4 protein-coding genes are annotated in these 3,654 nt (G+C 70.7%); 2 read left to right on the top strand and 2 right to left on the bottom strand.

The genetic code is table 11. The features are described from left to right. Window positions 1-63: 63 nt before the first annotated feature. Complete coding sequence (locus tag PKA16_RS15690) at window positions 64-882, top strand: ChaN family lipoprotein (protein WP_324404609.1); 819 nt, start codon at window positions 64-66, stop codon at window positions 880-882. Between the two features lie 65 nt (window positions 883-947). Here PKA16_RS15690 and PKA16_RS15685 read toward each other — a convergent pair whose 3' ends face one another. Next, entirely contained in the window at window positions 948-1,433 is a 486-nt protein-coding gene (locus PKA16_RS15685; protein WP_324404607.1) for a YXWGXW repeat-containing protein, read from the bottom strand. A 152-nt stretch (window positions 1,434-1,585) separates the two neighbouring features. Between PKA16_RS15685 and purU the strand changes: the two genes are divergently transcribed. After that, a complete protein-coding gene (purU, locus tag PKA16_RS15680; protein WP_324404605.1) occupies window positions 1,586-2,431 on the top strand; it encodes a formyltetrahydrofolate deformylase in 846 nt (281 codons plus the stop codon). A gap of 369 nt (window positions 2,432-2,800) precedes the next feature. Here the strand turns inward: purU and PKA16_RS15675 are convergent, their stop codons facing one another. Then, window positions 2,801-3,493 (bottom strand): YggS family pyridoxal phosphate-dependent enzyme, encoded by a 693-nt coding sequence (locus tag PKA16_RS15675; protein WP_324404603.1) that lies wholly within the window; start codon window positions 3,491-3,493, stop codon window positions 2,801-2,803. Window positions 3,494-3,654 lie beyond the last annotated feature (161 nt).

The raw sequence follows: 3,654 nt of genomic DNA, 5'->3' as shown, positions 1-3,654 counted from the left end.
GTGCCCGTATCGGGTGCACAGCACCGATCCGGTTTCAGTGTTTCAGTGGACTAGTATGGCTCGATGCGCGACCGTGTTCGCACCGCCTGGGCGCTGCTGCTGGGCCTGCTCCTGGCAGCCTGCGCAGCCGCGCCCGCACCGCCGCTGGACACGACCCGGCTGGCGGCGCTGCTGCCGGCCGACGCGATCCTGCTGGGCGAACAGCACGAAGCGGCCGAGCACCAGCGGCTGGAGCGCCAGGTCATCGAATGGCTGGCGGCGCGCGGGGCGCTGGTGGCCGTCGCCATCGAGATGGCCGAACAGGGCCATGCCACCACCGGCCTGCCTCCCGATGCCGATGAAACGGCAGTGCGGGCAAGATTGGCCTGGGACGACGCCGCCTGGCCGTGGGCACGCTACGGTCCGGTGGTGATGAGCGCAGTGCGCGCCGGCGTGCCGGTGCTTGGAGCCAACTGGCCGGCGGCGCGCCTGCGCGAGGCCATGGACGATGCGTCGCTGGACGATCGGCTCGACGCCGCCGCGCTGGAGCACCAGCGCGCGCGCATCGATGCCGCGCATTGCGGCCTGTTGCCGGCGACGCGCCTGGGCGCGATGGCGCGCGTGCAGATCGCGCGCGACCGGGCCATGGCGCAGACCATCGTGGACGCGCACGTGCCGGAGCGCACGGTGCTGCTGATCACCGGCGGCGGACACACCGACCGCAATCTGGGCGTGCCACGCCACCTGCCGCCGCAGCTGCGCGTGCGCGTGCTGCTGGCGCTCGCGGGGGGCACGACCGACGCACCCGCCAGCGGGGTCGACAACCTGCACCACGGCGACCTGGTCTGGCCAACCCCCGCCCTGCCGGCGCGCGATGACTGCGCGCCGCTGCGCCGACGCTGACCCCCCGCGTCAGCGATGGCACGCGCGGCCCCCCACCGCAAGGCGCCCAAGGGCCGCGCCAGCCATCAGTGGCGAACCCGCTCCCAGCCCGGCTGATGGGCGGGCCTGGGCTGTGCGCGGGCGGGGCCGTCGTGGGCCGGGCGCGACTGGCTCCAGGCCTTGCGCTCGTGACGCCAAGCGGCCTGGTGCTGCCGCTCGGCCTTGCGCACGTGCTTGCGCGACTTCTTCGACGCCTTCCAGTGCGCGGGCTGGTATTGCCAACGCGAACCGACCGCATGCCAGCGTGCCGGCACATAGGCGTGGCCGGGCCGTGCACGCTCCCAATGCCCTGGGCGCCAGTGGTAGCGCTCGGCCTGCCACATGTAGTAGCCGGGCGCCCAGATGTAGCCCGGTCGCGCGGCCGGCACCACTTCCATCGGGGGCGGCGGTGGGCCGATCTGGACCGAGACGTAGGTGCTGGCCCGCGCGCCGGTGGGCAGCGCCAGGCCGGCGGCCAGGCCCGCCAGCAGCGCGAAGGCCAGCGTCAGGGAGGGGAGTGCGCGAGTCCGCATGGCTTGCTTCCTTGTGGTGATGACGACGCCTCGAGCATCGGCCAGCTCTGTGAACGGTGCGTGAAGCCGGAGCAAAGTTGCCCCCGGTCGAGTGTCGCCCATCGGCCGGGCGGTGCGCCGCGCCGGCGCGCGCGCTGGGACAATCGCGCCCCATGCAAGACTCCTACATCCTGACCCTGTCCTGTCCGGACCGCCCCGGCATCGTGCATGCCGTCTCCGGGTTCCTCGCCACGCAGGGCGGCAACATCGAGGAAGCGGCGCAGTTCAACGACCACGCGACCGGCCTGTTCTTCATGCGCGTGCAGTTTTCCTGCGCGGCCGGCACCGGCGCGCTGCGCCCGGGTCTCGCGGCACTGGCCGGCGACTTCGACATGCAGTGGCAGCTGCACCCGACGGAGCAGCCGATGCGCACCGTGATCTTCGTCAGCCGCCAGGGCCATTGCCTCAACGACCTGCTGTTTCGCTGGAAGTCCGGCCTGCTGCACCTGGACATCCGCGCCATCATCAGCAACCACCGCGACTTCTACCAGCTGGCGGCGGGCTACGACGTGCCATTCCACCACATCGGCGTGACCGCGGGCGACAAGGCGCGCGCCGAGGCGCGCCAGCTCGAGATCATCGAGGCCGAAGGCGCCGAGCTGGTGGTGCTGGCGCGCTACATGCAGATCCTGTCGGACGAACTGTGCCAGCGCCTGGCGGGTCGCGCGATCAACATCCACCACAGCTTCCTGCCGAGCTTTAAGGGCGCGCGGCCCTACCACCAGGCGCATGAGCGCGGCGTCAAGCTGATCGGCGCCACCGCCCACTACGTCACGGCGGACCTGGACGAGGGCCCGATCATCGAGCAGGACGTGGCGCGCGTCGACCACAGCAAGGCGCCGGAAGCCCTGGCCGCGATCGGCCGCGACACCGAAAGCCAGGTGCTGGCGCGCGCCGTCAAGTGGCACAGCGAGCACCGCGTGCTGCGCAGCGGGCAGCGCACGGTGGTGTTCAAATAATCCCAGATCCGGCCGTTGGATGCGCCCGTCGGTGCTGCTGTCGGCGCGCCAGGCAAGACGCGACAACGACGCGCACAGCCGTGAGCGAGGCGGAGCAAGGCCGCATGGCGTGGCCACAGCAGCGCTGGCGGGTGCATGGCGCCTTCACCCAACCTGGTGAGCCTCAGCAACGACGGAAAGCTCAATGTTCATGCGAACTTCGAGACGTTCGCAAGCGGTCAACTGTCGTTTTTGGGCTGAGTCGACCTGCGGCCGCCTTTCCCCCAAGTGGACAACGCTGGCGACTGGGAGAACCCCGGCCGCGGCGTTCCCGCCTGGCCTGCACCGCGGCCCTTTCGGGGCCTGCTGCGCAGCCCCGAGTGGCTGGGTTTACGCCTTGGACGGACGGGTGCCAAAAATCGCCGAGCCCACGCGCACCAGCGTGCTGCCGGCGGCGATGGCGGCCTCCAGGTCGGCGCTCATGCCCAGCGACAGGGTGTCCAGCCCGAGGCCGGCGGCGTTGAGCTGGTCGAACAGCGCCCGCGTGCGCCGGTGCACGGCGTAGGCGGACTCGAAATCGGCGCTGGGTTCCGGGATCGCCATCAGGCCGCGCAGGCGCAGGCGCGGCAGCGCAGCCACCGCCTGCGCCAGCGCCAGCGTCGCCCCGGGCGCCACGCCGGACTTGGCCGGGCCGCCGTCGATGTTGACCTGGATGCAGACGTCGAGCGGTGCGCGCCCGGGTGGGCGCTGCGCCGACAGGCGCTCGGCGATCTTCAGCCGATCGACGGTGTGGGCCCAGTCGAAGTGCACCGCCACCAGTCGCGTCTTGTTGCTCTGGATCGGTCCGACGCAGTGCCATTCGAGCGCGAGGTCGGCCAGCAGGGCCATCTTCTCGACCGCTTCCTGGATGTAGTTCTCGCCAAAGGCGCGCTGGCCGGCGGCGTGGGCGGCACGGATCGCCTCGGGACCGAAGGTCTTGGAAACAGCCAGAAACGCGACATCCTCCACGCTTCGGCCGTTCGCCGCGCAGGCCGTTGCAATTCGGGCACGAACCTGCTGGAGATTGGACGCGATCGTCGTCATAATCGACACAAAGTATCAAACTGCAACTGTTTCAACCCGACTTTTACAGCGAAGCGCCGTGGACATCACCCAACTGCTGGCATTCAGCGTCAAGAACAACGCCTCCGACCTGCACCTGTCGGCCGGCCTGCCGCCCATGATCCGCGTGCACGGCGACGTGC

The organism is Ottowia sp. (assembly GCF_035325765.1).
Classification (GTDB): Bacteria; Pseudomonadota; Gammaproteobacteria; order Burkholderiales; family Burkholderiaceae_C; genus Ottowia.
This window is presented reverse-complemented; position numbering and strand designations above follow the sequence as displayed.

Bases quoted from the DNA above. Each gene is read 5' to 3' on its own strand.
- PKA16_RS15685 (WP_324404607.1), bottom strand. From the start codon at position 1,433: ATGCGGACTCGCGCACTCCCCTCCCTGACGCTGGCCTTCGCGCTGCTG.
- PKA16_RS15675 (WP_324404603.1), bottom strand. From the start codon at position 3,493: ATGACGACGATCGCGTCCAATCTCCAGCAGGTTCGTGCCCGAATTGCA.
- purU (WP_324404605.1), top strand. From the start codon at position 1,586: ATGCAAGACTCCTACATCCTGACCCTGTCCTGTCCGGACCGCCCCGGC.
- PKA16_RS15690 (WP_324404609.1), top strand. From the start codon at position 64: ATGCGCGACCGTGTTCGCACCGCCTGGGCGCTGCTGCTGGGCCTGCTC.